Source organism: Erythrobacter sp. Alg231-14 (assembly GCF_900149685.1).
Taxonomy (GTDB): Bacteria; Pseudomonadota; Alphaproteobacteria; order Sphingomonadales; family Sphingomonadaceae; genus Erythrobacter.
This window is the reverse complement of sequence record NZ_LT702999.1, coordinates 2,675,278-2,701,763: the sequence shown is the minus strand read 5'-3', so window position 1 is coordinate 2,701,763 and position 26,486 is coordinate 2,675,278. Positions and strand designations below refer to the sequence as shown.

General features: G+C 55.7%; 24 protein-coding genes and 1 tRNA gene. 6 read left to right on the top strand and 19 right to left on the bottom strand.

Annotation, left to right across the window (positions count from 1 at the left end; all coding sequences use genetic code 11):
- Positions 1 to 73: 73 nt before the first annotated feature.
- The 9 genes from phoU to recJ all read right to left on the bottom strand — a co-directional run bounded on the left by phoU (position 74) and on the right by recJ (position 10,116).
- Positions 74 to 742 (bottom strand): phosphate signaling complex protein PhoU, encoded by a 669-nt coding sequence (phoU, locus tag BQ8290_RS12985; protein ID WP_108790971.1) that lies wholly within the window; start codon positions 740 to 742, stop codon positions 74 to 76.
- Positions 743 to 1,489 carry a phosphate ABC transporter ATP-binding protein PstB gene (gene pstB / locus BQ8290_RS12980; RefSeq protein WP_337661514.1) on the bottom strand — a complete coding sequence of 249 codons (747 nt, stop codon included), beginning with the start codon at positions 1,487 to 1,489 and terminating at the stop codon, positions 743 to 745.
- Between the two features lie 38 nt (positions 1,490 to 1,527).
- On the bottom strand, positions 1,528 to 2,793 hold the full coding sequence (pstA, locus tag BQ8290_RS12975; RefSeq protein ID WP_108790967.1) for a phosphate ABC transporter permease PstA: 1,266 nt from the start codon (positions 2,791 to 2,793) through the stop codon (positions 1,528 to 1,530).
- Positions 2,786 to 4,168 carry a phosphate ABC transporter permease subunit PstC gene (pstC, locus tag BQ8290_RS12970; RefSeq protein ID WP_108790965.1) on the bottom strand — a complete coding sequence of 461 codons (1,383 nt, stop codon included), beginning with the start codon at positions 4,166 to 4,168 and terminating at the stop codon, positions 2,786 to 2,788. The genes pstA and pstC overlap by 8 nt, the downstream gene beginning before the upstream one ends.
- Positions 4,169 to 4,187: 19 nt before the next feature.
- Positions 4,188 to 5,234, bottom strand: a complete 1,047-nt coding sequence (locus BQ8290_RS12965) for a substrate-binding domain-containing protein (protein ID WP_108790963.1) — start codon at positions 5,232 to 5,234, stop codon at positions 4,188 to 4,190.
- A gap of 128 nt (positions 5,235 to 5,362) precedes the next feature.
- Positions 5,363 to 6,739 (bottom strand): porin, encoded by a 1,377-nt coding sequence (locus BQ8290_RS12960; protein WP_108790961.1) that lies wholly within the window; start codon positions 6,737 to 6,739, stop codon positions 5,363 to 5,365.
- Positions 6,740 to 6,851: 112 nt separating this feature from the next.
- Positions 6,852 to 8,045: an ATP-binding protein gene (locus BQ8290_RS12955; protein ID WP_108790959.1), complete on the bottom strand. Its 1,194-nt coding sequence runs from the start codon at positions 8,043 to 8,045 to the stop codon at positions 6,852 to 6,854.
- A 91-nt stretch (positions 8,046 to 8,136) separates the two neighbouring features.
- Positions 8,137 to 8,211 (bottom strand) — tRNA-Glu (locus tag BQ8290_RS12950).
- Positions 8,212 to 8,316: 105 nt separating this feature from the next.
- Positions 8,317 to 10,116, bottom strand: a complete 1,800-nt coding sequence (gene recJ / locus BQ8290_RS12945; RefSeq protein ID WP_108792400.1) for a single-stranded-DNA-specific exonuclease RecJ — start codon at positions 10,114 to 10,116, stop codon at positions 8,317 to 8,319.
- A 95-nt stretch (positions 10,117 to 10,211) separates the two neighbouring features.
- Here recJ and BQ8290_RS12940 point away from each other — a divergent pair, with 95 nt between their 5' ends.
- The 3 genes from BQ8290_RS12940 (at position 10,212) to BQ8290_RS12930 (ending at position 12,195) form a co-directional block, all read left to right on the top strand.
- Entirely contained in the window at positions 10,212 to 10,694 is a 483-nt protein-coding gene (locus BQ8290_RS12940; protein WP_108792397.1) for a flavodoxin, read from the top strand.
- Positions 10,695 to 10,899: 205 nt separating this feature from the next.
- Positions 10,900 to 11,628, top strand: a complete 729-nt coding sequence (locus tag BQ8290_RS12935) for a hypothetical protein (RefSeq protein ID WP_108790957.1) — start codon at positions 10,900 to 10,902, stop codon at positions 11,626 to 11,628.
- A 3-nt stretch (positions 11,629 to 11,631) separates the two neighbouring features.
- Complete coding sequence (locus BQ8290_RS12930; protein ID WP_337661401.1) at positions 11,632 to 12,195, top strand: AHH domain-containing protein; 564 nt, start codon at positions 11,632 to 11,634, stop codon at positions 12,193 to 12,195.
- Between the two features lie 13 nt (positions 12,196 to 12,208).
- On the opposite strand, the gene BQ8290_RS12925 is transcribed toward BQ8290_RS12930, so the two are convergent.
- Entirely contained in the window at positions 12,209 to 13,192 is a 984-nt protein-coding gene (locus BQ8290_RS12925) for a nitronate monooxygenase (protein WP_108790953.1), read from the bottom strand.
- A 62-nt stretch (positions 13,193 to 13,254) separates the two neighbouring features.
- Positions 13,255 to 14,298 carry an amidohydrolase family protein gene (locus BQ8290_RS12920; protein ID WP_108790951.1) on the bottom strand — a complete coding sequence of 348 codons (1,044 nt, stop codon included), beginning with the start codon at positions 14,296 to 14,298 and terminating at the stop codon, positions 13,255 to 13,257.
- A 560-nt stretch (positions 14,299 to 14,858) separates the two neighbouring features.
- On the opposite strand from BQ8290_RS12920, the gene BQ8290_RS12915 reads away from it, so the two are divergent.
- Entirely contained in the window at positions 14,859 to 15,932 is a 1,074-nt protein-coding gene (locus BQ8290_RS12915; RefSeq protein ID WP_108792395.1) for a hypothetical protein, read from the top strand.
- Positions 15,933 to 16,087: 155 nt separating this feature from the next.
- On the opposite strand, the gene BQ8290_RS12910 is transcribed toward BQ8290_RS12915, so the two are convergent.
- From BQ8290_RS12910 to leuA, 3 genes are all read right to left on the bottom strand, one after another.
- Complete coding sequence (locus tag BQ8290_RS12910) at positions 16,088 to 17,383, bottom strand: amino acid permease (protein WP_108790949.1); 1,296 nt, start codon at positions 17,381 to 17,383, stop codon at positions 16,088 to 16,090.
- A gap of 126 nt (positions 17,384 to 17,509) precedes the next feature.
- Complete coding sequence (locus BQ8290_RS12905; RefSeq protein ID WP_108790947.1) at positions 17,510 to 18,688, bottom strand: serine hydrolase; 1,179 nt, start codon at positions 18,686 to 18,688, stop codon at positions 17,510 to 17,512.
- A 1-nt stretch (position 18,689) separates the two neighbouring features.
- Positions 18,690 to 20,357 (bottom strand): 2-isopropylmalate synthase, encoded by a 1,668-nt coding sequence (gene leuA / locus BQ8290_RS12900; RefSeq protein ID WP_108790945.1) that lies wholly within the window; start codon positions 20,355 to 20,357, stop codon positions 18,690 to 18,692.
- Between the two features lie 337 nt (positions 20,358 to 20,694).
- Between leuA and BQ8290_RS12895 the strand changes: the two genes are divergently transcribed.
- On the top strand, positions 20,695 to 21,249 hold the full coding sequence (locus BQ8290_RS12895) for a YHS domain-containing (seleno)protein (protein ID WP_337661400.1): 555 nt from the start codon (positions 20,695 to 20,697) through the stop codon (positions 21,247 to 21,249).
- Between the two features lie 121 nt (positions 21,250 to 21,370).
- Here BQ8290_RS12895 and BQ8290_RS12890 read toward each other — a convergent pair whose 3' ends face one another.
- Positions 21,371 to 21,838 (bottom strand): hypothetical protein, encoded by a 468-nt coding sequence (locus tag BQ8290_RS12890; protein WP_108790941.1) that lies wholly within the window; start codon positions 21,836 to 21,838, stop codon positions 21,371 to 21,373.
- A gap of 76 nt (positions 21,839 to 21,914) precedes the next feature.
- The gene (locus BQ8290_RS12885) at positions 21,915 to 23,072 is read right to left on the bottom strand and encodes an alpha-hydroxy-acid oxidizing protein (protein ID WP_108790939.1); all 1,158 of its coding nucleotides are present in this window, start codon (positions 23,070 to 23,072) and stop codon (positions 21,915 to 21,917) included.
- Between the two features lie 391 nt (positions 23,073 to 23,463).
- On the opposite strand from BQ8290_RS12885, the gene BQ8290_RS12880 reads away from it, so the two are divergent.
- Complete coding sequence (locus tag BQ8290_RS12880; RefSeq protein WP_108790937.1) at positions 23,464 to 23,955, top strand: YHS domain-containing (seleno)protein; 492 nt, start codon at positions 23,464 to 23,466, stop codon at positions 23,953 to 23,955.
- A gap of 338 nt (positions 23,956 to 24,293) precedes the next feature.
- Here BQ8290_RS12880 and BQ8290_RS12870 read toward each other — a convergent pair whose 3' ends face one another.
- The 3 genes from BQ8290_RS12870 to ilvC form a co-directional block, all read right to left on the bottom strand.
- Positions 24,294 to 24,599 carry a hypothetical protein gene (locus BQ8290_RS12870; RefSeq protein ID WP_108790933.1) on the bottom strand — a complete coding sequence of 102 codons (306 nt, stop codon included), beginning with the start codon at positions 24,597 to 24,599 and terminating at the stop codon, positions 24,294 to 24,296.
- A gap of 199 nt (positions 24,600 to 24,798) precedes the next feature.
- Positions 24,799 to 25,398: a DUF4329 domain-containing protein gene (locus tag BQ8290_RS12865; RefSeq protein WP_108790931.1), complete on the bottom strand. Its 600-nt coding sequence runs from the start codon at positions 25,396 to 25,398 to the stop codon at positions 24,799 to 24,801.
- Positions 25,399 to 25,414: 16 nt separating this feature from the next.
- A complete protein-coding gene (ilvC, locus tag BQ8290_RS12860) occupies positions 25,415 to 26,434 on the bottom strand; it encodes a ketol-acid reductoisomerase (RefSeq protein ID WP_108790929.1) in 1,020 nt (339 codons plus the stop codon).
- Between the last annotated feature and the right edge of the window lie 52 nt (positions 26,435 to 26,486).

Genomic DNA, 26,486 nt, shown 5'->3' with positions numbered 1-26,486 from the left:
GTTTAATGAAATTGCAGCCCGCTATTTTCCACATCACACGAACGAATGCGTCCAACGCCGCCAGTCGCCGCGATTATCGATCTTCTTCGGGAGGATACGTGCCGGTCGCTGCGAAATGAACCATTTCTGCGACGTTGGTGGCGTGATCGCCAATTCGTTCTAGGTTCCGAGCCACAAACAACAGATGTGCCGCACTCGAAATCGTCGCAGGATTTTCAACCATGTGACTCACAAGGTTACGGAAAATGCTGTCGTAGAATGCGTCCACTTTATCGTCGGTGGCGATAACTTCTCGGGCCAATCCGGCATCACGAGCAGCATAGGCGGTAAGGACATCGTGAACCATTTCGCCGGCCACTTCGCCCATCGCGGGCAGCAATGTCAGAGGTTCAAACCGATCACGACCCTCGATCTTACCAACGCGCTTTGCGATGTTCTTTGAATAATCGCCGATCCGTTCAATCACACCGGCAATCTTAAGCGCGGCGATAACTTCGCGAAGGTCATCCGCCATCGGAGCTCTCAACGCGATCACCCGGATTGCCAATTTGTCGACCTGTGATTCCAGTTCGTCCAGTTTCTTATCGGCTTTGACGACTTTTTCCGCGCGCTTTGTATCGCCCGCTACAAGCGATGCGAGAGCTTCCTCAATCGCCACTTCGGCAAGGCCGCCCATCTCTCCGATTAGGCCCCGCAGACGGGTGATGTCCTCGTCGAACGCTTTAACTGTATGGTCTGTCATCTATCCGTACCGCCCAGTGATGTAGTCTTTCGTCCGCTGCTCAATTGGTGTTGTGAAGATGTCTGAAGTTCGCCCGTACTCGACGATGTTTCCAAGGTGGAAAAACGCAGTTCGTTGAGAAACGCGCGCTGCTTGTTGCATCGAATGGGTCACGATAACGATTGCGTAGCGATCCGACAGCTCTGCAATGAGCTCTTCGATCTTTGCCGTGGCGATCGGGTCCAAAGCGGAACACGGCTCGTCCATAAGGATCACTTCGGGATCAACCGCAATAGCGCGGGCGATGCAAAGGCGTTGTTGTTGCCCGCCTGATAACGCTGTTCCAGGATCGGTCAGTCGATCTTTTACCTCGTTCCACAAACCCGCGCGGCTAAGAGAATTTTCGACGATTTGATCGAGATCATCTTTGTCATGGAAAATCCCGTGGATCCGGGGGCCATAGGCGATGTTTTCGTAAATCGATTTCGGGAATGGATTGGGCTTTTGAAAGACCATCCCAACCCGGGCGCGCAGGCGGACGACATCCATCGAGCTTGAATAAATGTCTTCGGAATCGAGCTCAATCTTACCTTCGACGCGGGCCGATGGAATGGTGTCGTTCATCCGGTTCAGGGCGCGTAGGAAAGTCGATTTCCCACACCCCGATGGCCCAATAAACGCCGTCACATATTTGGATGGGATCGAGATTGAAACATCGTCGATAGCTTTCTTGTCGCCGTAGTAAACCGAAACGCCAGTGGCGCTCATTTTGGCTTCGACGGCTTCAAGATTTGGATGGATGACTGTCACCAGGATTTCTCAAACTTGTTGCGTAGATAAATCGCGAGGCCGTTCATCAACAGCAGGAAAATCAGCAGGATGATGATAGCAGCACTTGTTCTTTCGACAAACCCTCTGTCGATTTCGTCCGACCACAGAAAGATTTGAACCGGCAGAACGGTGGCCGGAGAGGTAAAGCCGTCAGGAGGCGTGGCAACAAACGCGCGCATACCGATCATAAGCAACGGCGCGGTTTCACCAAGGGCGCGGGCCATACCAATGATGGTGCCCGTCAATATTCCCGGCAGAGCAAGCGGCAAGACATGGTGGAACACCACCTGAACCGGCGAAGCGCCAATCGCCAATGCGCCGTCGCGAATTGACGGCGGAACCGCTTTGATCGCATTGCGGCCCGTAATCACAATGACCGGCATCGTCATCAAGGCCAACGTCATACCGCCGATAAGAGGCGCAGAGCGGTAGGTCGGGAATATGGTGAGAAAGACTGCCAAACCCAACAAGCCGAAGATAATCGAAGGAACAGCGGCCAGATTGTTGATCGACACTTCGAGGAAATCGGTCATCCGGTTCTTCGGAGCGTATTCTTCAAGGTAAAGCGCGGCCATCACCCCGATGGGGAATGCCATCACCAATGTAATCAGCATGGTGAGCATGGAACCTTTCAGCGCGCCCCAGATACCCGCAAGTTGGGGATCGGTCGCAGCAGAGCGTTCCATAAAGCCGATGTCGAAATTCTTGCTGAGATGACCCTCTTCGATCAGGCGATCGGCAAGCTCCATCATTTGTGGCGAGCCTTCGTCGGAGTAACCCGCCGCAAGGTCCGGTGATGCCGCCAAGTCGAACTCAACCGTGCGCACCAAGATCGAGGGATCTTCATAAATGCGCTGAGCGACATCGCGCCATGCTTGTTGGTTCAACTGTGCTGCGCCGTCTGCGCCCAGCGTTTGTTCCGCCGATGCCGTGATGACATCTCTCAATCCCTGCGATTCAAGCGAACGCGCCGCTTGGCTTAAGGTGAGTTGTTCGCCTGAAAGTTGAAGGTCGCTTTGCGAAAAGTCGATTTCAACCGCGGCTTCAACGCGTTGAAAGCCACCAATGCCGTTAAGCGTCATGTTGCCCAGCAGCAAAACCAAAACCGAAACCGCAAAAACAATCGACGCAAGGCCGAGAAGCTTAAAACGACGCTCTTTCGCGTAACGGGTCTTCAACCGCTGTTCGAACTTGTCCGATCGCAGCGCGTCGGAACCTGTGTGGGTGCCAGAGCTACTCATATGCTTCGCGATACCTTTTAACGACGCTCAACGCGACGAAGTTCAAAGCCAGTGTCACCATGAATAGGATGAAGCCCAGAGCAAACGCGCTCAACGTGGCTGGGTGATCGAAACTGCCTTCGCCGGTTAGCATCGCGACGATTTGCACCGTGACCGTCGTCATCGCTTCCAATGGATTGGCCGACAGGTTGGCCGCGGTAGAGGCGGCCATCACCACGATCATCGTTTCACCAATTGCCCGGCTGATCGCGAGCATGACACCGCCAACGATACCCGGCAGGGCAGCTGGGACGAGAACGAGTTTGATTGTTTCGGACGTGGTTGCGCCCATCGCCAAACTGCCATCGCGCATGGCTTGGGGAACGGCGGCAATGCTGTCATCGGCCATGGATGACACAAACGGGATAATCATAACCCCCATGACCACGCCAGCGGCCAGCGCGCTCTCACTCGATGCATTGGCAAAACCAACGGCGATCGCGGCGTCGCGAATAATTGGGGCGACCGTTAGAGCGGCGAAATAACCATAAACAACGGTCGGAACACCCGCGAGAATTTCAAGCGCCGGTTTGGTCCATGCGCGCACGGTGGGATGCGCGTATTGCGTCAGATATATGGCGCTCATCATGCCAATCGGGATCGCAACAATCATCGCAATGACCGCGCCGATCAGGATGGTACCCCAAAACAAAGGCACCGCGCCGTAACGGGTGGGGTCGGGGTTTTCCGGATTGGCCATCGGGTCTGGCGACCAAAACGTGCCAAATAAGAAATCGGTGAAGGAAACCATCTCAAAGAAACGGAAGGTTTCAAAAATCAGGCTGGCCAGAATGCCAAACGTGCTGAAGACAGCGACAAGAGAGGCGAGGATCAAAAGCGCCATAATCGCTTTTTCGACGCGGTTTCTCGCACCAAATTCAGGTTTCACTCTAAGGTACGACCACGCGCCTGCGGCGCCGGCAATGATCACGGTCAGCACGAGACCAATCGAACGATACAGTGCGATCGCTTCGCTGAACGGCGTAATCAGGGGGAAGGCGGCGCTGTTTTCGGTGGTCGAAATTGACCCATTGGCAACGGCGCGTGCCTCTCTAAGCGCATCGATCCGCGCGCTTTCAAACTGTGGCAATCCGTCCGCCGCCGGATGCGCAAGCACCGATTGCAAAACAAGGTTCGACGATATCGAATCCCATATCACCACAAACAGTATGGTTGGTACGAAGACCCAAAGGGCAACGTACCAACCATGATAGACCGGTAGACTGGCTAATCTTTCGTCGGCATTCGCGCGCAAGCTCCATGCTCGACTGCGCGCCGCCAACCATCCTGCAAGGGCAAGGCCCAGTACGAGGAGAAAGGAAGAAGCCAGCGTCATACTTAAGGTCTCAGTTCTGTTACTTCAGATCAGACCCGTCGATCGTAGCCTGTTCATTCACGCCCGCGAGATTCGCGGCCATAACGTCTTCGGGAGAAGCAACTAGGCCAATGCTGGCCAGAGGACCACCTCGCTCCCACATGGTTGTCCACTCATTTAGATATTCGGCCAGCCCAGGGATTTGGCCGATATGCGCTTTCTTGACGTAGACATAGAGTGGGCGAGCACCCGGATAATCAAAATTCGCGATGTTTTCATAGGTTGGTTCAACGCCGTTCATGCGGAGGCCTTGAACCTTGTCGGCGTTCTCTTCGAGGTACGAATAACCGAAGACACCAACCGCGTTTTCGTTGCTCTCAATTTTCTGGACTATCAGATTGTCTTGTTCGCCTTGATCGACATAGAGGCCGTCGGCGCGCACTTCGGTGCAGACTTGGTCGTAACGATCTTCGTCGCTCTCTTCCAATTCGGCCATCGCTGGGTTGCTGTTGCAGCCAACTTCGAGGATCAATTCCTTGAGCGCGTCGCGTGTGCCCGATGTTGTAGGCGGACCGTAAACAAGGATTTTCACATCTGGCAGCGATGGATCGACATCGGCCCATGTTTGGTTGGTTTGTTCGCCGCCATACGGGCTTTTGGCGAGGGCTTCGTAGACGATTTGAGGGGTAAGGTTTAGCTCGATGCCGCCCTGTGCCGAAGCAAAGGCGATCCCGTCGAGACCAACTTGAAGTTCGATGATGTCGGTGACGCCGTTGTTCTGGCAGTCCTCAAATTCCGACGCCTTCATCCGGCGCGAAGCATTGGCTGTATCAGGGGTGCTGGGCCCAACGCCCGAGCAGAACAATTTCATGCCGCCGCCGGTTCCGGTCGATTCAATGATCGGCGAAGGAATTTCCGGGTTTGAGCGAGACAGCGATTCAGCAACCGCGGTAGCGAACGGGAAAACCGTCGACGAACCGACAGCACGGACCGAATCGCGACCTTCAACCGAGCCAAGCTCATCAGAGCAGCCGGCAAGGGCAAGGGTTGGGGCAAGGACGACAAATATTGACTTAGCGAGTTTCATTTTTGCTCACTCCAGTTCGAGTTAGGCCTGTTCTAAGAAGCCTCGTTGGCGATGGAAGTTTCGGATTTGTGACGAAATCGAAAAAGACTTGTCTAATCGGCTCGATCTCGTCGCCACACTATGGGGAATTAGAAATCGACTTGCGCTCTTAGGCCGACGACGTGGACGTCATAAGAGCCGTTTCCGTTGGCTTGCGGCAGGGCCGAATCGCCATAGGAAAGCAAACCGTAGTTCAACAGCAAACGGGTGTAGTCGGTGAAGGTCCAGATCAAGGACGCTTGCAGACTTTCCTGAGTTCCGCCGATGATGTCCTCGTCATTCAAATCGAGATAATCGTAACGCAAGTTCAATTGAATGGCGCCGCTGCCGCCTTCGCCGACGGGATTTTGCGGTTTCACACGGCCGAATGTGCCGATTTTGTACCCGCGCGTGTCCCCTTCCGTCAGGAACAGGCCGACTTCTGCCGATGCACCCAAGAATGACGGATCAGCAAAACCGATTGGACGATCGACGGATTGCGAAAAACCTTCGATCGCGATGTGGAACGGTCCCGAAATGGCCGCCGCTTCGAGACCGATGCCGAGCTCGCTATTGGCGGAGAAACGGTCGGTGTTGACGAAACGATTGTCGGTGAAATGGACCAAAGGCCGTGTGCGGTACCGCACTGTGTTGCCATCGCCCAGATCGTTGTAATGGACAGAACCACCAAAGTGCAGCTGGGTCGAACCCGTCACTGGGGCAAACACGACACGGCCATCAAAACTGGTGTTGCCATTGGGCAAGTCTTCGCTGTTATCGGAGAAGACACCGCCTTGGAGCAGAAGCGTGTCGGTCTTGTATTGACCCGAAACACCCACACGGCGTTCAAAACCGAACGCATCGGTCCAAGCAGAGCGTTCGATGAACGACGTGTTCAAGCTGCTGGAAAGTTCTTCCAATCCTTGGAACGTGTTGTGTTGACCGACAGAGAGGGTGAGACCGCCGTCTTTATAGGTTATGATAGCATCGGTAAGAGCCACTTCGTTCTCGGCGAAGTCTGCTTCGACCTTATAGCCAAATCCGCCCGGAATATCGCCAGAAACGCCAAGCCGGACACGGCGGGCTTCTGCGTCAAATCCGCTGTCTGCGCCGGTTGAGCTAGGCGCGCCAACATAACCGAAATCCATATTGACCCGGCCGCGCGGTTTAAAGCTCCAACCATCAGAATTTGAAACCTGAGGGGCGCCTCTGAATTCGACCTCTGCGGCGTCGCTCTGGTCGGCGCTGACCGCTTGAACCGATGCGCTGGCGGCTTCTGCGGCCTCGGCGGCCTCGTTCGCGGCCTGCGTTGTTGCGGCGAGTTCGCTTTCAAGCTCTGCGAGACGATTGGCAAGTCGAGCCAATTCGGTCCGAAGAAGAGCCATCTCTTCAGAAGCAGTAGGCGTAGCCTGAGCAACGGCCTGTGTAGAAACAGAACTGCTGAGAAGGGCCACAGATACGAACAATGGTTTACAGATTTTCGTCATTTCGAATCCTAAACAATATCGGACTGCGCTGCCCAGTATGACGAGTCTGTGACTCTAGTGTGACACTCGATTGACGATTGTGACGGGCCGGTGACCTGTCGCCGCTGAGGTCTTAATTGGCTTGGGGGTCGCCCTTGGCGACTGGCAATCGGATGATGACATTTGTGCCGATGCCAAGCTGACTATCAATGTCGAGACGGCCTCTGTGGCGTTCAACAATGTGTTTAACAATCGCAAGACCAAGGCCCGTACCACCGGACGCGCGGCTTCTTCCTGGGTCGGTCCGATAAAATCGGCGCGTCAAATGCGGGATCTGATCCGGGGCGATGCCTTCACCCTTGTCGGATACGGTTACGCGGGCTTCGCCGGCGCGCGAAAGGTCCAGCTTTACACGCACGGGAGAGATTTCATCGCCGTACTTCAATGCGTTGTCGACAAGGTTGCGAACGACCTGTTCGATCTGTTGCGGATCGCCCTGAATGAGCGGGTTCTCTGCAAATTCCAGTTCAATCATGTCGCTGCGATCGGGGCCGGCCGCATCCCGTGCGGCGCGATCCACGATGGGTTGCAGTTTTACCATTTCCACCGGCAATTCGCTCTTGCCCGCTTCCACGCGTGACAGACTCATCAAATCGCTGATCAAGGCCTGCATCCGTTGTGCCTCACGCTCAATCGTATCGAGGAATCGACCGGTCGTTTCCTCGTCGAGGTCTTCGCGGGCCTCCTGTAGCGTTTCGACATACCCAATGATGGCCGATAACGGCGTGCGAAGTTCATGGCTCGCATTGGCAACGAAATCGGTGTGCGCCCGGCTAATGTCGGATTCTGCGGTTTGGTTGATAAATTCGATGATCGCCGAATTGCCGTCCAATGTTTGGCGGCTCACTTTCCAAATGTCATGCCGACGCACAAGGCCGCGAATAATGGCCTGACCCGCTTCCTCTTTGCCCAGCAGGGCAATTGCCTCGGGCTGACGGAAAACGACGCGGGCGTCTTGACCGACGATATGGTGACCCAAAAGCTTGCGCGCGGCGCGATTGGCGCTGGCGACGGTATTCTTGTCGGTGACGAATATGGGGGTCGAGGAATTTTCGGTTAGGTCCCGGATGGAATCCAGCGAAAAGGTCTTATTCGCGTTTGTGGAGGGTTTTGGGGACGGTTTCGCAGACACAATCAGCAAAGAGCCGATCCACAATATCAGGACCGACATGGCGATCACCGAATCGATCCTAAGCGCAATCAGGGCGACAAATGTCACCAGAGCCAGAAAAACACCTGTACGAGGAAGCGACTGCCACATGCTCATAGCAGGTGCTCTAAACTGCTCCAGCACAAGGTCAAACCCTGTGTGAACAATTTTGGTGTCAGATATCTGTACGAAGTGGGAGGTGCAAAAGTGGTGACCCCTACGGGAATCGAACCCGTGTTTCAGCCGTGAAAGGGCCGCGTCCTAACCGCTAGACGAAGGGGCCACGCTCAATTGCGAGAGCGCGCATCTAGGGGGGCGGGGGGAAGTGGTCAAGCCCGATCACGCCGGTTTTGTGAAAAATAATTTCATCGGCGATTGTTCGTCCCTGTCAATCGGCGAAAGCGGCGTCCTCTAAGTGAAGCTCTGCCGCCGGGCGTGGACCCCAATCGTCAATCTTTACCCGTCCTGCGAGATGGAAGAGGCGCCCTTTGGATCGGTGGAGCAAAGTTTGCGCCATTTCTGTTTCCGCGGCGCGAAATGCGATTCCTTTGAAGGACCGTCCATCGCCGCCCGACGCGATAATACGCAAATGATCTTTGCCGACGATGTCTGCCTTCACAATACGCACAGGTCCAACCGCCACCCTTGGGGCGGGCCAGCCAACGCCATACGGCCCCGCAGCTTCCAATGTGTTGACCAATTCAGGGGTCAGCCCGCCAGGAGAGAGCGAGAGGTCGAGCTGCATGCTTTGGCTTAATTGAGCGCGCTCCACGTCGCGGGCAAGGCGCGTGTCGAGGAATTCGGTGAATTCCGCGAGCTTGCCGTTGGCGATGGTCATTCCCGCCGCCATGGCGTGACCTCCGCCAGCAACCAGCAAGTCGGCCTCTCGCGCAGCGATGATCGCCGCGCCTAGATCGACGCCGCTGATTGACCGGCCGGATCCTTTGCCGACCCCTTCGGCTTCGTCGAGTGCGATGATTATCGAAGGCTTTCCTGTTTTCTCTTTGATTCGCCCTGCGACAATACCGATCACTCCGGGATGCCAACCGGCCCCCGAGACTACCTGCACCGCCATATTATGCTGCCCATCCAATTGCGCTTCGGCGGCCTCTTGCACTTCGGCTTCAATTGCGCGGCGTTCTTCGTTGAGAGCGGACAGTTTTTCGGCAATGTCGCGTGCTTCATCTGGGTCGCGTGTGGTCAACAACCGCACACCTAATGTGGATTCGCCGATCCGTCCGCCCGCGTTGATCCGTGGGCCCAAGGCGAAGCCAAGATCCGATGCAATCGGCGCGCGTTTTAAACGGCTTGCATCCATCAACGCCGCCATCCCGATCCGTTCACGCCGGGCGAGGATTTTGAGCCCTTGGGAGACAAAGGCGCGGTTCAATCCATGAAGAGCGGCAACATCAGCAACGGTGCCAAGGGCGACCAAATCCAGCAGCGCCATCAAATCAGGCTCGTCCCGGTCGGCGAAATAGGATTTTGCTCTAAGATTGCGAACCAAAGCGATCCCCAAAAGGAACGCAACGCCGACCGCGGCAAGGTGCCCATGGCTGGCCGCTAGATCGTTTTCATCTAAGCGGTTCGGATTGACCAAAGCGGCGGTCGGCGGGAGATCTGCGGAACATTTATGGTGATCGACCACGATAACGTCCACGCCCGCGTCACGCGCCATGGTCAAAGCCTCGTGTGCCATCGCACCGCAATCGACGGTCACGATCAAACTTGATCCGTCCTCCGCCAATTTAACCAAGGCTTCGCCCGTAGGACCGTACCCTTCAAGCAAACGATCAGGGATGTAATATCCCGCCTCAACACCCAATCCTCGCAGCAATTCGACCAGCAAGGCGGCGCTTGTCGCGCCATCAACGTCGTAATCGCCGTAAATCGTGATCGTCTCTTGCGCGATCACCGCGTTGGCGATCCGTTCGGCGGCACGTTCCATGTCGCGGAATTCCGATGGATCGGGCAGAAACTCGCGCATCGTTGGCTTGGCGTGTTTTTGCACCTCGTCCTCTGCCACGCCGCGGGTCATCAACAATTGCGACAAGATGGTGTCGTCCAATCGCGCACCATCGCGATTGGTATCATCACCCAAATCCATATTCCCGCCGCGCCAATGCCAGCTGCGTCCCGCAAAGGATTGTGAAACACCAAGGACGTGAGAGAGTGAGTGGGAGGCCATGCACGCCAAATAGCGCATTGACCCGGCACAAAACAGAGCCGCCGGGCGACAATCGACGATTGACTTTGCACCTGCATATTGGCGAGGCATGGGGCATGGACGACAACACAAAGCTCTTGGTCATTTGGCACAGCCGCACAGGGGCCAGCGCGAGCATGGCCAAAGCCGCAGCCGATCACGATCTGGCGCGTTTGGTTGAAGCCCCCGATGTGACGCCCAATGATCTGTTGTCAGCTACCGGTTATTTGTTCGTTGGCCCAGAGAACCTTGGCGCGTTGAGCGGTGCGATGAAAGAGATGTTCGACGCGAATTACTATCCCGTTCTAGGGAAGATCGAAGGCCGACCCTATGCCACGATCATTGCGGCCGGCTCAGACGGGGAAGGGGCCGTGCGCCAGTTGGATAGGATTGTCACCGGTTGGCGGCTGCGGCGAATTGCAGAACCACGGATAGTCAACTTTTCTGCGCAAACGCCAGAAGCCATTCTTGCAGAAAAATCACCATCCAACAAAGTGTTGCGCGACTGTAATGAGTTGGGGAGAGCGATGGTTGAAGGGATGTTAACAGGTGTATTCTAAATCATGCCTAATAAAGTGTAACATCCCATCAATCGGGACTCGACGATAGTTGGAAATGAAGCCAAGCTTAATTGCGGATGCTTCATGTCGTGAAGCAGAGAAGGGGTAGTGGATAATCACTGAAACATCGGCTTCCGATGCGAAAGGGCTCTACCTGCTGTTTGCGAAGGGCAAGCGGCCCGATCGCGCTGCGATACGTGAGTTCGTGGCCAATCAACGCGCGGTGAATCTCACCCATGATCCGGCCGATGATGTGCAATTGCAATTGGTCGCCGCCGAAGGGGAGGCGCTGGATCGTCCAGAACCGATGGACGTTCCAATGCAAGACGTGCGTTGGTTAGAATTGCTGCGCGACGGTTTGATGTTCGACCTGAGCGGGCTAGCCTCAGGTGACGCCATGCCTTTCCCCAGCGTCGATCACATATTCGATTTGAAAGAATCCCCGGCTGCGATCGGGCATGAAGCCTTGCAGTTAAAGCCCGGCCATCATTTGGTTGGCGGCGAGCGGTCGATCCCAGTGGTGAAGGGATTGGTCGCGCTTGCACGAGATTTGGTCCACCATTTTGACGACATAGAAGCCATTGTTTGGCCACCATCGTCCAGTGCGATCGGACCGCGATTTTTTGAATCGGTGATCACGGCTTGGTTGGATGGAGGGCCATTTCCTGCACTTGGACTCACGGCCTTTCGCGAAACTATAGATGGGGCAATCCAAAGTATTGGACTCGATTATTGGATTAATCAGGAACTTAGGATTGAATCACCGCTTTCTATAGATAAGGTAACCGCTACAAGACTGGGTGTGAGATTGGTAAATCAAATGGTTTTGGTTGGTGGTATTGATGGAGGTGAGCGGATTACCGCGCCCGATGGCAATGCTTTAGTTATGCGTTCTTCCCAAAATGGTAAATTCATCAGAGTTTGGCGTGAATAGTTAGTGATACAACAGGGTCGCTCCTTTTTCTCAATCAACAGACCGGCGAAGCACACCATAGCTCGGGCGTTAGCGCGCAAGCGTGTGGCGTTTCGGTCGGTCAATCGTCGCGGCATGCCGGGTCATGATGCCGGGGTGCAACGCCATCATCTGTTGCCGCGGCAATTGCTGTCTCGTCGATGCTTTGGGTTGATGTTTGACACGATCGGTCGCGACCTGGTCGACTTCGATGATTTCCGCGCCAACGGTTTGCTCTTGCCTGCCACGGATGAGGCCAGTCTTAGAATTGGAATGCCACTCCATCGCGGACCACACCGGCAATACAATCAATTGGTGATCGAGCGGGTGGGCCGGATTGAGGCGCATTGGTCAAAAACGCGCTTTATCGATGCGGAATTGGCCGTAGCGGAGGCCTTGGACCGGCTATCGCTGTTGCAATCAGCGCTAAGGCGGCGTCTTTTGTGCGAGCGACGCCGACTGATCCTCAATCGCAAAGATCCGCTCGGCAAAGGGTTTGACTTTGCCGAGCTGGATTCCATGGCGGAAGCCTTGTGGAAGGCCACCTAATATTATGCCGGTCTTACGACCAGGCTGTGTAGTTTGAATTCTCGAGCATTTGCGCTTTGGCGGCATGGTATTCGCGTTCCATCCGGGCGACCATATCTTCGACAGTGCCAACCGACTTAACGGCACCGACACCTTGGCCAGAACCCCAGATGTCTTTCCATGCTTTCACTTTGGTGTTGCCGCCCGATCCAAAGTTCATTTTGGAAGGATCGCTGGTCGGCAGATCGTCTGGGTCAAGGCCCGCTTTTTCAATTGAAGATCGCAGGTAGTTGCCGTGAACGCCGGTGAACAGGTTCGAATAGACGATCCCTTCCGCCGACCCTTCGACGATGCCATCTTTGTACGCCTGATCCGCGTTTGCTTCCTCTGTCGCGATGAACGCACTGCCCGCATAGCCAAAATCTGCGCCCATAGCCTGAGCCGCAAGGACAGACGCGCCGTTGGCAATGGAACCGGACAAAGCAACCATTCCATCAAACCACTCACGAATTTCCTGCATCAAGGCAAAGGGCGATTGCGTGCCCGCATGGCCACCGGCGCCCGCAGCGACCGGGATGAGGCCGTCTGCGCCTTTTTCAATCGCCTTTTTCGCAAAGCGGTTATTGATCACATCGTGCATCGTAACGCCGCCCCAACTGCGAACTGCGTCAAAGATCTCTGTGCGTGCACCCAAAGACGTGATGATCATGGGAACTTGCCATTTTTCGCAAGTCGCCATGTCTGCCATCACGCGATCGTTGGATTTGTGGACGATTTGGTTCACCGCAAACGGCGCAGCAGGTCTATCCGGATTTTCCCGATTGTGTTTTGCCAATTCTTCCGTGATTTGATGCAGCCATTCATCGAGCAGCGATTGCGGGCGCGCATTGAGCGCCGGAAAACTGCCGATAACCCCAGCCTTACACTGAGCGATCACCAATTCTGGGCCGGATACGATGAAAAGCGGGGAGCCAATCAACGGCAGCCGAAGGCGATCAAATGGGGCGGGAAGGGGCATAGAGTTCTCCTAGTAACACGTTTGCAAAGCGCTTTTAACGCTCGGTAGGTTGCTGATTGCAATCAGGCAAGCACGTCCTCAACGCTGTAGAACCGTGATGCGTTCCCGGCGTACAAGTCTGCTTTCTCACCCGCGCTTGCATTGGTGGTGATCCGCTTGAATGCATTCCATAGAACCGGGTAGGTCGCGCCCCACCGATCGACGGGAAAGTTGCTTTCAAACATCGCGCGTTTTGTACCGAAAGCCTCGATGCATGTGTCGATATAGGGTTTCCAAAGACGCGCCAGTTCTTCCGATCCGACGCCCGCCGCCGGGCCATTCTCTGGCATGGCGCAGTTATGCATGGCCAACCCGCCCAGTTTCACCATCACATTCTCGCATTGGCCCAGTTCTGTGATCGCATCGCGCCAGACGCCAAACCGTTCCTGAAGCTTCCCGGTGTAACTCGCCATGCCCAACGGAGTGCCGCAATGATCCAGACAGATGGGCGTATCGGGGAATGCGCGGGCGAGGTCGATGACATCGCCGATTTGCGGTTCCAAGATCCACGCGTCAAAGCTCATCCCGCGTTTGCCCAGTTCCGCAAACCCTTCGCGAAACGTTGCATCGCGGTACAGCTCAGGCGGTGCATGGAACGGAGGGCCCAACACTTCGGGATCGGCATCCCACGCACCTTGATGCCGGATGCCTTTGAACCGATCCGGAGACGCCGCCTTTAGCGCGTCGAGCACGTCACCGGCTGCTGCGCCGCGCGTTAGGTCGGCGTGGCCCACAATGCCGGCACAGGCGCGTAAGGGGCCGTATAGGCCGCTTGCCGACTGCGCCGCGACGCCATTGACATACTCGACCTCACCGATCGGTTTCAACGCCTCGCCATTGGCCGCGTTGTAGAATGCGCCGCATTCCATGAAGACCGTTCCCACCACGTTGTGTCCGGTGGTCACATCGGCATGCAAGTGGTCGAAAGTGTAATACGCCGCATCCACCAGAGTTTCGATGAAGCGATGCCGGGGTTCTGGGAACATCGGCATCATTGGGCGCAGGTCCCACAGGTGATGATGCGGATCGATGATCGGCAAGTCTGGCTCAAGGATAGCTTCGGTCATATGCGCTTCTCTCTCCCACGTTGGGTTGTGTCACTCATATGCGTTTTCATAGGCTTAGCCGAGACATGGACCGCATGTTACACGGTTCTAGGCGCAAAAAGTGACGATGCATAAGAGCGCCGAACCATTGCCCGCGCAAGGCGCAGATTGAAGAGGGCGAGAGAAAAAACACCCGATGTGTTTATCGAGCGCGCCGGATGTAGGAAATCTGCGTCTGCTCTTGGGGCTTTTCATGGCAGCAATGGGCGACCGGTATTGGGGGTGGAATCGGACGTTGGCCTCGCAAGGAGTCAGGTCCTGTTCTTCTACTGAATAAGAGGTCGCACAGAAATCAAACCGGTGTGAGTCAGCCCTTTGCTTCTGTCACAATGCTGCGGTCAATGTCCGTGTAGATTTTGAATACATGGACAAGGGCCATTGGCCGGGCGGCTTTTCGCACCAGTCCTTCTCACAAGCTTCGAGCTTGGCATCTTAAATTGCCATTCGCAGCGAGAATATCGCTATCAATTGCATGTTAGTGCGGTTATTGTTCTCCGAGATTTGCTGTTTGGAGTTTTGGGTTGAAGAATCTTTTTTTGGTGATCGTTTCGGCAGGGGCGTTGAGTATTTCAAGCTCAGCGTTCGCGCAAAGCAACACAAGCACCGTGACCCAAACGGGTGCAAGCGATCAAGCAACTGTCACCCAATCAGGCTCGAACGCAGTAAGCACTATTACGCAGTCCGCTGACAGTGTGAGAGCAACGGTTGTTCAGTCGGCTGACAATAACAGTTCCACTATCTCACAAGATGCAGATGGAGTTGGGGCTAACGCATTCCTTGCTTCGGCGACAACTACGCAGTCTGGTTCCAACAACACATCCAATGTCACTCAGCGCGGCATTGTTGACGCAAGCAATGTGAACCAAACCGGCTCTGACAACAGCGCTTTGGTGCTTCAGGGGCAAGATTCCGTCAGTCAGTCGAGCTTCATCTTCCAGCAAGGCAACTTCAACAGCGCTGATCTGCAACAAGGCACCGACCTTATTGGCCAAGCCGACGAAGACAATGAGAGTTCTATCAGCCAGTTAGCCGACAACAACATTGCATTTGTTCGCCAGCTAAGCGCCGACAACTTTAGCAATGTGTTTCAACTGGGTTCGGACAATGAAGCGCGCGTCGTGAATCAAGGAGATCCGCTCGATTTGGCCAACAGCGCCGACAACAGCAGTTCGATCGTCCAATCGGGCGATGGAAATTTTGCGTCAATCGATCAGATTGGCACCTTTTTAGCCTACACCGTCAATCAAGCGGGCGACAGCAATCGCTCAGTCGCCGCACAATCGGGCGAACTTAACAGAATTACCGTCTCGCAGGCTGATGGCGACGGAAACGTGTCGACAGCGGTTCAATCCGGGATATCAAATATTGCAGATTTGGTTTTGGATGGTGATTTGGGCACATCCGACGTGGACCAATCGGGTGAAAGCAATTCAGTAAGGCTTGTCCAAGATCTTGGTACCGGAATATCATCGAACGTCATCCAGAACGGCAATCTCAATAATGCAGAGATTAGGCAGTCTGGGGACGGCGATGCGTCGGTTTTATCGCAAGTGGGCAACGGGAATACGGCGACTGTTAACCAGAACGTTCCTTAAGCGCATGACAAAGTCGTTTTTTGACGCTTAGTGTCCCACTCAGACCGGGTGGCCGTTCGCAATTGGGTCGGTAACGGAACGTCACGTTTGCGATTGGGTGATGTTGTTGCGGTTATGTGGTTTAGGCGTTGGTTTGTTCAACACCTGACCAATTCTCACAAAAGCTCAGACGCCTGCCGTCTCACGCCTGCCTGTGCCAGCCAGTACAGCGCTGCGCCAATCGCGATCATACCCATTGTCGATAGAACCGCGCTTGCTGGAATCTGTATCGACAACCAAACGATCATGGCCACTGCAACGGGTAAGATGATCAGCCAAACCGGGCCGGTCGCATCCTTAAGTCCGCGAAAGTTGCTGCGCCACAAAACGCCAAACGATATCAGGACGAGGACGAAAATGATCTGTTCCACGGCGACCAACAACGTCGCCAGTGTCGCGAAGGTTCCGGTTACGGCGATCAACGCCACGAATGCTCCAAACGACAAAATTGCGTAGTCCGGCGTCAGAAAGCGCGGCGATACATGGGCAAAAAATCTCGGGAGGAGCCCGCTTTCGCCCATGCCATACAATATGCGTGGGAACGCGATAAAGCCGGCCAATTGATTGGTGGCGATAGAGAAAACTGCTGCGACGCTGATCATCAAAGCGCCCCAATCGCCAAACAATTTTTGCGCCGCCGCGGCGAGGGGGATATCGCCGTCCCCGACCTCTGGGCCGATGGCGATATAGGCCCACATGATGATCGCATAGATGACCGCGACGCCAACCAGCGCAACAATGACGGAGCGATAGATGGTGACGCGCGGGTTCTTTGTCTCGCCGGCTGATCCGATGGATGCTCCAAAACCGGAAAAGGCGTAGGCGATCAACAGCGCAACCGATTCAAGCCCGGTGAATGTCGGCAATTCGGCGGTAAGGGGCACGCCATTGGTGGCCAATCCCACCGCGCAAAGCAGGAACAGCGGACCGAGTTTTAACACGGTTCCCACGCCCAGTCCGCCTACCGAACGTTTCGTCCCAACAACGCACAGGCCGGTGGTGATGGCGATGCAGGCAACAACCGTCACAAGGTGAACGACCGGTCCACCAAAAACCGGGAACAATGCGGCCAGATAGGAAACCAACACGTGGAAATTCGCCGCTCTGCCAGTGCTGCTGGCGCAAATTACGAACCAGCCCACCTGAAACCCGGTGAATTTGCCCAGGGCCGTTTCGACATAGAGCTGTGCCCCGCCGGACTCATCGAACAAGGTCGATAATTTGCACGCGGCAACCGCCAAACACGCCGTGGGAATGGCAAACAACAAAATTGCCCAAGGCGCAAAATTGCCAAGACCAACATAGAGCAATGCGGGCAGGGCAAAGATGCCGGCACCGATCATCCCATTGAGGTTAAGCAGACTCGCCCCAAGAGTGCCAACCACGCGAGGTGGCTCCAATTTTTTTGTCATCAATCCCCCAATGGCGGTGGGGTAGCCTACAAGGGTGGCTTTAACAAACCTCGGTTCAATTGCGGCGGGGAGTCCTGGAGTTAGCCACTTACCACGATGAAGTTGGAGCAGGTTTGCGCGCTCTGCTCAGCGTTCGATCAAAGCAGTCGCAGTCGCTCTGTTCAGATAAGCCGCGGATGCAGTGTTCGATGTAACCACGACGACCCGGCGCGGCGTTTCGTTGGTGGCAGGGCGCGCGATGAAGATGGAGCGATAGCCCGCATTTGCGCCTGTGTGCCATACTTCTTGGGCGTCTCTGTTGTCGTCTAAAGACAGCATCACGCCCATGCCATAGTGCATATTTGGCGCGAAATCGGTTTCGGCTTCCGGTGTGATCATTGCCTGCGCAATTGCGCTGGGTATTGGGTTTTCAACGCCTGCTGCTGAATCCAGCAAGGCCGTTACAAAACTGGCGTAGTCATTTGATGTTGACCAAAGGCCGGCGGCCGCTTTTTCTGGATAGATGTGCCAGCTGTCTTCAAGTGAGCTGAAGACCCCTTGGGTCGGGGCAAAACCACTGTCTGCGCCGATGATTGCATAGGGAGCGAAATCGTCGGGATCGCTGGACTGTGCAAAGGTGGATTGCTCCATACGCAGCGGGCCAAAGAGCATGTCTTGGGCCGCCACCTCAAAGCTCTTGCCAGTGACATCTTCCACCCACAATTGCGCGATCGTATATCCGCCGCCTGAATAGCGGAATTTGCCGGGCGTGCCGTCAAATTCCAAAGAGAATTCAAAGAAGCGAGGTGGCGATCCGATGACCTGAGCAGGGGTGGGAACATCGCCATTGCGCGGATAACCGGGATAGCCAGATTGCGATGCCCCGGTTGTGTGGGAAAGAAGCTGACGGAGAGTGACTGGCCGATCGCCGCCAGCAAGCGCCGCGATGTCGATTGAGACAATTTGCGCGCGGATATCATCGTCTATCCCGACATCTTTTTGATCCGCGACCATCAGGATCACGGTCGCGGAAACGACCTTAGAAAGGCTGGCCAATTGCATCAATCCGTCTGCATGTGCCCGGCCAAAGTAATGGGTTTGCCGTTCGGTATCACCATTGAGCACTGTAACAGCCATCGCCGTTACGCCGAGTTTTTCTGCCTCTATTGCGATGAGATTTGGAACGCCGATCGGCGGACTTTGGGTTAGGTTTTCTTCGAATTCTGGATCAACAGACGGCTCAATCAATCCGGCTATTATGAAGGCCGAGGTGATCAGCGCGATTATTGCCAATCCGGCAAGAATGCATCCCTTGGCCTTTGACATCTTATCCCACTGCCGAATTCGCTGCGCTTAGAACGGCGCGCACGCTGGCGGTGGCGACGTCTTCGTCGATGCCGCATCCCCAGATTACCCGGTCGCCGCTTTCGCATTTCAGATAGGCGGCGGCGCGCGCATCGCGTCCCGAACCCAAAGCATGCTCTGTGTAGTCGAGAACTTTGATATCCAGATCAAAGGCCTCCTCGATCGTGGTCACCACGCTTGAAATGAGGCCGTTGCCCCGTCCAGAGACGCTTTGCTCCCCGCCATCGACTGCGATTTTTCCGGCGAACAGGCGGGTGCCGTCTGCCGCACGGCTTTCTTCGTAGTCGACCAGCTGGAAATATTTGTCCGGCGTTTGGACGTGATAGGTCGCCTTGAACGCGTCCCAAATGTCGGCCGCATTCAGTTCACGGCCCAATTCGTCGGCCAATGTTTGGACACGGCGCGAGAAATCGGCCTGCATCGCTTTGGGCAGTTTGAGACCCTGATCCTGTTCCAGAACCCAAGCAAATCCGCCTTTGCCGCTTTGCGAATTGACGCGGATGACCGCTTCGTAATTGCGGCCCAGATCGGCCGGATCGATGGGCAGGTATGGCACGCGCCAAGTTTCATCATTCTGCGTCCCGCGTGCTTCGAAACCCTTTTTGATCGCGTCTTGGTGGCTGCCGGAAAAGGCGGTGTAGACCAATTCACCGCCGTAAGGGTGGCGTTGGTGCACGGGCAAGTCGTTGCAATATTCGACCGTCTCAATCACGCGATCGATGTCAGAAAAATCAAGCTTTGGATCAACGCCTTGCGTGTACAGGTTGAGGCCCATTGTCACGAGGCAACAATTGCCCGTGCGCTCGCCATTGCCGAACAGGCATCCTTCAACCCGGTCCGCGCCCGCCATCAATCCCAGCTCTGCCGCCGCGACGCCGGTGCCGCGATCATTGTGCGTGTGGAGCGATATGATCGCGCTTTCGCGATTGGGCAGGTTGCGACAGAAATATTCGATCTGATCGGCGTAGATGTTGGGGGTCGCTGCCTCAACCGTGGCGGGCAGGTTCAAGATTATGGGCTTATCCGGTGTCGGTTTCAAAACCTCCATAACCGCCGCGCAAACATCGATGCTGAAATCAATCTCTGCGGTTGAAAATGTTTCGGGCGAATATTGGAAATGCCATTCGGTTTCGGGGCGTTTGGCGGCTTCGTCGCGCATAACTGTTGCCCCAGCGATGGCGATGTCGCGCACCTCAGATTTTGACATGCGGAACACAATGTCGCGCCACGCCGGGCTGACTGCGTTGTAAAGGTGCACAATCGCTGCGCGCGCACCGGTCAAGCTTTCAAAACTGGTCTTGATCAAATCCTCGCGCGATTGCGTGAGCACTTGGACGGTTACATCGTCGGGGATCGCGCCCGATTGGACGAGGCCGGAAATAAAGTCGAATTCCGTTGCGCCCGCGCTGGGAAAGCCGACCTCAATCTCTTTCACGCCGATTTCGACTAGAAGGTCAAAGAAACGGCGTTTCTTCACCGCGTCCATAGGGTCGATGATCGATTGGTTGCCGTCGCGCAAATCGGTTGAGAGCCAGCGCGGCGCACGGTCGATGACGCGGCTTGGCCATTGGCGATCGGGCAGGTTGATTTGCGGAAATGGGCGGTACTTGGTCGAAGGCTGTTTCAGCATGGAACTGGCTCTTGCTCTTAAAATAACTTGTGAGAAGTGAAGCGTTTCGAAACCCTTGAACGAATGGGGCCCGCTATACTCTCGCGCAGAACCCTAGACCGCCCAAGGGCGCATAAGTCGTAGAAGGAGTGTTGTGCGATAAGCCATGGCGACAGTCTTTGCCTATTATTCTGCGCAGCGCAAGCCGGGGAGGAAATTGCGCACAAAATCGTTTCCATTCCGAATTTGTGAAATTGGGTGTAACCATTCATTCGCACCGCGCGAATTGCCCAATGTTACCGGCGATACGGCCATAGGCAGCCAGTCGGGACTATCAGTTTTTAAGGAGGACTACCCCATGAAGAAATCAATTTTTGCCCCCATGACCGCCATCGCTTTGATGGCAACTCTTGCTGCTTGCGGTACCGAAGCTGCACCTGAAGGCGACAGCATGGTAGCCGAAGCAACCGAAACAGCATTGTTTGCCGATCTCGGTGGTGAACCGGTTGGCCCAATCTATCGCAAAGCGAAAGCCGACACGTTGGCCGTTTCTGGTTACGACGTTGTCAGCTACTTCACCGATGACGGCGTTCCCGTTGTTGGCGCCGAAGAATTCACCGTGCGTTACGAAGGTTTTGATTACCGGTTTGCCAGCGAAGCAAACGCCCAAGCTTTCATTGAAGAGCCAGCCAAATATGCCCCTGCTTATGGCGGGTATTGCGCATGGGCCATCGGCGCCAATGACGCGTTGGCACCAGGTGATCCAGAAGTTTACGAGATCGTCGACGGCACGCTCTACTTGAACTTCAACGAAAGCGTTCAAGGCAATTGGCAAAAAGACATCCCAGGCTTCATCGCCAGCGGTGACACCAATTACCCAACACATGATGCAAGCGAGCATTACCAAGATTAATCTGAGTTGATCTTAGATGTGCGAAACGCCCCCGTTGCTCGACAGAGTGACGGGGGCGTTTTCGTTTAGGCCCCAATTCATTCTTGGGCCTGTTCGCAATTGGCGCATTGCGGCGCGCGCGTTACCCGCAGCGGGCGTCCCGGATGATGCCTTGCACGTCCAACATGATGTTCAAACGCGGATTGGATGAATCCGGGCGGATATACAGGCTGCCCGCTTCGATAAATCGGACATCGGCGGCACCGGCGGCGGCGCTCAGGATGTTTGCGCGCGTTGCCTCATCCGCAAGCCGCCCCATAAATGGACCCATTTTGTTGGCGTTGCATGTTGCGCTGGCGGGATCCGTCGCGGTGCCAGGCGCAAACGCGCCAGGTGCGGCGTTTGTTCGCGGCGGCGCAGTTGTGGGTGGGGGCGGGGCATAGGCCTGATCCGACGATGCAGTCGATGTGCTGGCTTGCGCTGGAGTTTCGCCGTTGATGCGCGCGGCGAATGCATCCGCTTCGCTGGTTGCGTCGGGCGTTTCGGTTGCGCTGCACCCAGTAAGCGCAATCAGCGCGCTGACGGACACTAAAACAAATCGCGTGTTCATTGATGATCCCACCGGCTCACGTTGATGGATATGCTAAGGCCAAAGGAACTTTGCAACTTAATGACAGGCCCCGTATTCATAACAGGGTCCTTTGCCGAATGCGGTCATTCGTCAATTGATCGACTTGGGTAACCCCCATCAATCGCATGCCGCGTTCGATTTCATCCTTCAAAATGGCCAAGGCTCGCTCGACCCCGTCCTGACCCGCTGCGGCCAGGGCATAAAGGTACAATCGACCGCCCGACGCGGCGGTGGCGCCAGAGCACATGGCCTTTAGCGCATGAGTGCCACGACGAATCCCACCATCGCAGATGATTTCGATCTCACCGCCAACCGCATCGACGATTTCGGGTAATTGATCATAGGGGGCCCGGCTGCCGTCCAATTGGCGTCCACCATGGTTGGAAATCATGATCGCATCCGCGCCGATTTCGACCGCGCGGCGTGCGTCTCCGGCACTCATCACGCCTTTCAAGACGAAAGTGCCACCCCATTGTTGGCGAATGGCGGCGGCGGTATCCCAATCCATCGAAGTGTCCAACATTGTGTTGAAATATTCCGCGATGCTGACCGCTTTGCTCGATCCTTCGCTGACATGGGTGTCGAGGTTGGGCAGGCTGAATTTTTCGCGGAAGAGATAATCCAGCGTCCATTGCGGGCGTGTTGCGTAACTCAAGATGCTGGCCGGAGTGAAACGGGGCGGGGTGGTGAAACCGCTGCGCAAACACCGTTCCCGCTTGCCGGAAACGATGGTGTCCACGGTCAAGGCCAATGCGTCAAAGCCCGATGCCTGACACCGTTCGATCATGTTCGTGTTCAATCCGGTGTCTTTATGGACATACAATTGGAACAATTTTGGGCCGCTGGTCATAGCGGCGATGTCTTCGATGCTGCGGGTTGCGAGGCTGGATATGCCAAACCACAACCCGAATTTCTCCGCTGCTTTTGCGACGGCGGTTTCGCCTTGCCAATGAAAGGCGCGTTGCACCGCGGTGGGAGACAGCATCAGGGGCAGGGCGCTTTTGCGGCCAAGGATCGTGCAGGAGGTGTCGATATCCGCCACGCCGGCCAAAACATCCGGGACCAGATCGACGCCATCGTAACTGCGCGTGTTGCGCGCCTTGGTCAGTTCATCGTCGGCTGCCCCATCAATGTAATCAAACACGGGAAACGGCAGGCGCGATTTCGCCAACTTCCGAAAATCATCAATATTGTGGCAATCCGATAACCGCATGCGCACCCCTTTTGGTATCGTATGTTTCGGGCGAGCTTTACGCCAATCCGGCTGTATGCATCCTACGACACACCGCCTGTAAAACCCGTTGTCCCACGGGCATATTTATCCTGACGCAATGCGACAATCGTGTCGAGTGTTCGTGCGTTTCGGCACCGAAAATCTCCCTCTCAGTCGGAGCGATTTCGGACGTTCTGCAAACTTTTTTGAATTTTTTTTGGGTTGCCTGTCACCAAATTGCGTGACCGGGCGAACTGCTTGATGTGCGCGGCCACTTGGCGGCTCTCAGGACCCCCGGACCGGTAACCCCCTTATCCGGTTCTTACCCCTGACGCCCCATCCTGAATGCCAGCCAAGTGGTCGCAGCACGACGAAATTTAGGAGAACCCCGATGAAACTTAAATTCCTTATGCTCGCGGCTGCTGCGTTCGGCGCTACGGTTGCAGGACCAATTGCATTGACCACACCTGCGCATGCCGATGGTGGCGTGTTTGTTGGTGTCGAAGGCAGCACGGTCGCCCTTTCTGGCTACGATTCAGTCAGCTATTTCCAAGGCAACGGTACACCCGTTTTGGGCAATGCCCGTTTCATGGTCGAACATGATGGTGCCCAATTCCACTTTTCCAGCCAAGCAAACGCCGATTTGTTTGAAGAGAACCCGGATCGCTACGCCCCACAATATGGCGGCCACTGCGCATGGGCGATGAGCCGCGGCTCGCTCGCACCGGGTGATCCGACGCTTTATAAAATCCACGGCGGCAAGTTGTATTTGAACTTCAATCGCAACGTCCAAGAAACCTGGCTTGGCGACGTTGATGGCTTCATCGCAAAATCCGATCCCGCTTGGGCTAATGTGCCCGATGGCAAACGGTTCGGCGATTAAGCTTTACCCCATTGGCGTCCCGGCATTTTGGCCGGCAACTCCCCTGACCCCCCTGATGCGCCGGTCTGATTTTCTGGGACGCCAATACCCGATCACAACAACCCGATCCCCTCAAATACGACACTAGAATTACACTCTGGAAGGAAATTCAAAATGGCTACTACTATGAACCTTGCGAAGATGATGATGGTTGCCGGTGGACTGGCGGCTGCAACAGCAGGCGCGCCGGCATTGGCAGACGCACCATGCGGTCCAAGCGGTTATTCCGCACCGCGCTCCATCGACACCAGTTCAGCAGAACGTCGCGCCAATCGCGAAGCCCGTCGCCAAGCGCGCGCTCAACGCGAAGCCGCCTGCGCCGCAGCTGCATGTGCAGCCGCCGCATGCGCAGCCAAAGCGTGCGCCGCAGCAGCGTGTGAAGCGTCTGCCTCTGCCGCATCGTGCGCTGCATCGGCTTGTGCTGCATCCGCATGCGCCGCTTCGGCTTGCGCTGCCTCTGCTTGTGAAGCTTCGGCCTGCGCCCCAAGCGCTTGCGCCGCATCAGCTTGTGCACCCGCTGCCTGACGGGTGCATACTTGGCGTGGCCGGGGGCCGTTCCTCCTAGTGCCTCCGGTCACGCCTTTTTTCGATAGCCCGCGACCCATCCGGTTATCGTTTTCAGGCTTGCCCTTAGGGTCGCATTTCGATGGATTGTTACGGCATTCCCCCTGATTGAGCGGTTCCCCTGCTGCTCTTTGCTGACAAACCCATCGGCGAAACACACAGCTGCCCGCGAAAGGAGAGGACCCTTTCGCGGGCGGTTTTCGTTGTGATGGATAGAGGTGGTTTAGGGATCGGTGCGCGTCAGCATCCGCGATCCGCGGTGCTGAATCGATCGGCCAATTCTTGCACCGTATAGCTTGAAGGAATGATATCACGGTCACAGGGTCGGTAATTCGGATCCTGTGTCACGCATCCTTCGCCGCACACTTGCCGCGCGATGGCCGTTTCATGATCGATATGCCACAAACGCCCACCGGGCGTCGCGATGTACCCATCCATCCCTGTGGCCACGTCGCTTTCAATATCGACAAGCGAAGGCACTTCTCCGTCAAAGCGGGGGGAGTGCTTTCCGTGTGTGTGAAAGCTGGCGATGGGGACCATGCCGGGTTCATCGAAATAAGCGATGTCGCAACTGGAAATGCTGCCGGCATTGGGACGGGATACGCCCAATTCGCCATTGTCAGTTTCGAATATGATGCCGCACAATTCAATGTCTTCGGCAAACGAGCGCGTTTGCAGTGCATCCAGCTCCTGCCGAGCAAAGGATTGGACCTCTGATTGCGGGACGACCGCGATCAATCCGTCGGTGCCTTTCACATTCAGATAGGCACGTGCCACGATCACCACCCATGCGAAGGCGATCACGACAAAGATTATACGGGTGGAGTTTGCTCTCAGCATCCTCCACCCGATGGCGTTAGTTTTTCGACTTGTCGACCAACTTGTTTGCGCTGATCCACGGCATCATTGCGCGCAGTTCGGCACCGGTCTTCTCAATCGGGTGCGCTTCGGCACGCTTGCGAGCGGCCTTCAATTCCGGCTGACCAGCGCGGTTATCGAGAACAAAGTCCTTCACAAACCGGCCTGATTGAATGTCATCAAGGACACGCTTCATTTCTGCCTTGGTCTCATCAGTGATGATGCGCGGGCCAGTGGTGATGTCGCCGTATTCGGCGGTGTTGCTGATTGAATACCGCATGTTGGCGATGCCGCCTTCATACAGCAGATCTACGATCAACTTGGTTTCGTGCAGGCATTCAAAATAAGCCATTTCGGGCGCGTAGCCCGCTTCGGTCAGGGTTTCGAAACCGGCCTGGATCAGGTGGGTGATGCCGCCGCACAGAACGGCTTGTTCACCGAACAGATCGGTTTCGCATTCCTCGCGGAAATTGGTTTCAATAATGCCGGACCGACCGCCTCCAACACCGCTGGCATAGGCGAGGGCAACGTCGTGCGCGCTGCCGCTGGCGTCTTGGTGGATTGCGATAAGGCAAGGGACGCCGCCGCCGCGTTGATATTCGCTGCGCACGGTGTGGCCGGGGCCCTTTGGTGCGATCATGATAACGTCGATATCGGCAGGTGGTTCGATCAGGCCAAAGTGCACGTTAAGACCGTGTGCAAAGGCGAGGGCGCTGCCCGGCTTCATATTGCCGGCAAGGTCATTTTCCCAGATGCCAGCTTGATGTTCATCTGGCGCGAGGATCATCAGAATGTCGGCCCATTTTGCCGCTTCTGTGTTGGTCAGGACTTTAAAGCCAGCCTCTTCGGCTTTCTTTGCAGTTGCGGAACCTTCGCGCAGGGCAATTGCTACTTCGGCAACGCCGCTGTCACGCAGGTTTTGCGCATGGGCATGGCCTTGCGAACCGTACCCGACAATCGCAATCTTTTTGGATTTGACAAGGCCGAGATCGGCGTCGGCGTCGTAATAGACTTTCATGGGTTTTCCCTTTGTTTTCGTATATTTGTTGAATTCAAAAACTGTGTCGTGC